We start from the raw sequence: 1,378 nt of genomic DNA on the forward strand, positions 1-1,378 counted from the left end.
TTACCAAGTGGTAACGCTATGAATGTCGGTTTCCAGTGTGATACATATATTAAACCACATTTTGCTAAAAATGTCAAGTATTTTTTCAAAAAAACGCTGTGGCCTCACACACGAGGGCGGTTTTTCCTCCCCTGAATGAATTCAGGGGTTTCCAATCCGTAAAAAGAGATGAAACAGTACCTTGAAGGACTCCAACAAGTATTCGATGCCGGCATTGACCGCGAGGGCAGAAACGGTGTGACTCGCGCACTCTTCGGCATGCAAATGCGCTACAACATGGAAGATGGATTTCCTGCCGTAACCACGAAAAAACTCGCGTTCCGGTCGGTAAAAGCAGAACTTCTGGGTTTCTTGCGCGGCTACGATCACGTCGAGCAGTTTCAAAAACTTGGCACCCCAATTTGGGACGCAAACGCTGAGGCATGGGGACGTGATGGTTACCTCGGACGGATATACGGTGTCCAATGGCGACGATGGAAAACAGAAAATGGCACGATTGATCAGTTAGATAGAGTCATCGAACACCTTCAGACAAACCCGCATAGCCGCAAACATATTGTTACGGCATGGAACCCTGCGGAATTAGATGAAATGGCATTGACACCCTGCCACATGTGTTTCCAGTTCGTCGTAGCGGACGGTAAGTTGTCGCTGCAGATGTATCAACCGAGTTGCGATATGTTTTTAGGGGTCCCGTTTAATATCGCATCCTATTCGCTTCTGCTACACATGGTCGCACAGGTAACAGGCTTTACACCTCATGAATTCATCCACACCTTAGGCGATGCGCACATCTATCACGAACACCTTGAAGCCGTCCAAACCCAATTAAAGCGGGAACCTTACCCACTCCCACGACTTGAACTCAATCCGAAAATCAAGTCGATTGACGCTTTCAAGATGCAACACATTCAATTGGTAGACTACCAACACCACGGGGCTATTTACGCACCTATGATTGTGTAGGATTCTCGAGGTATAACGCTACAGAGGAGGTACCGATGAAAGTGGCGTTGGCGAAACACCGGAGATCTTCGTTGCATATTTCCGCGTCTCTTCCAATTCTACTGACTAACGCAAGTTGCCACTTATAGTAACGTGAGTTTGATAAAAGTACAAGTTGGGTTTCGCTACCGGTATTGACACAGAAAGTGTCTTGAAAAACGACATATCTTTCCACATTCTGTGATTTTTTCGGCGTATTTACCGCTCTACCTAGTGCTTTGTCACATCATAAATGATGGGTATATCGGGCGGGGAAACCCCGCCCCTACGAATACTTCTACCTATCATTTCAAGGTTGACAGACTACTAGTGCTGTGTCACTCCTAAAATGATGGATGTGGGCAGCCACAAGGGACTGCCCCTACAGGGAAAA

General features: G+C 46.7%; 1 protein-coding gene. It reads left to right on the plus strand.

Features of this window, described 5'->3' with window-relative positions:
- The first annotated feature begins 168 nt into the window (after positions 1-168).
- Positions 169-966, plus strand: a complete 798-nt coding sequence (locus J4G07_14990; protein ID MCE2415297.1) for a thymidylate synthase — start codon at positions 169-171, stop codon at positions 964-966.
- Positions 967-1,378 lie beyond the last annotated feature (412 nt).

This window comes from Candidatus Poribacteria bacterium (genome assembly GCA_021295715.1).
Taxonomy (GTDB): domain Bacteria; phylum Poribacteria; class WGA-4E; order WGA-4E; family WGA-3G; genus WGA-3G.

Coding starts and splice junctions, on each gene's coding strand:
- J4G07_14990 (MCE2415297.1), top strand. CDS start 169: ATGAAACAGTACCTTGAAGGACTCCAACAAGTATTCGATGCCGGCATT.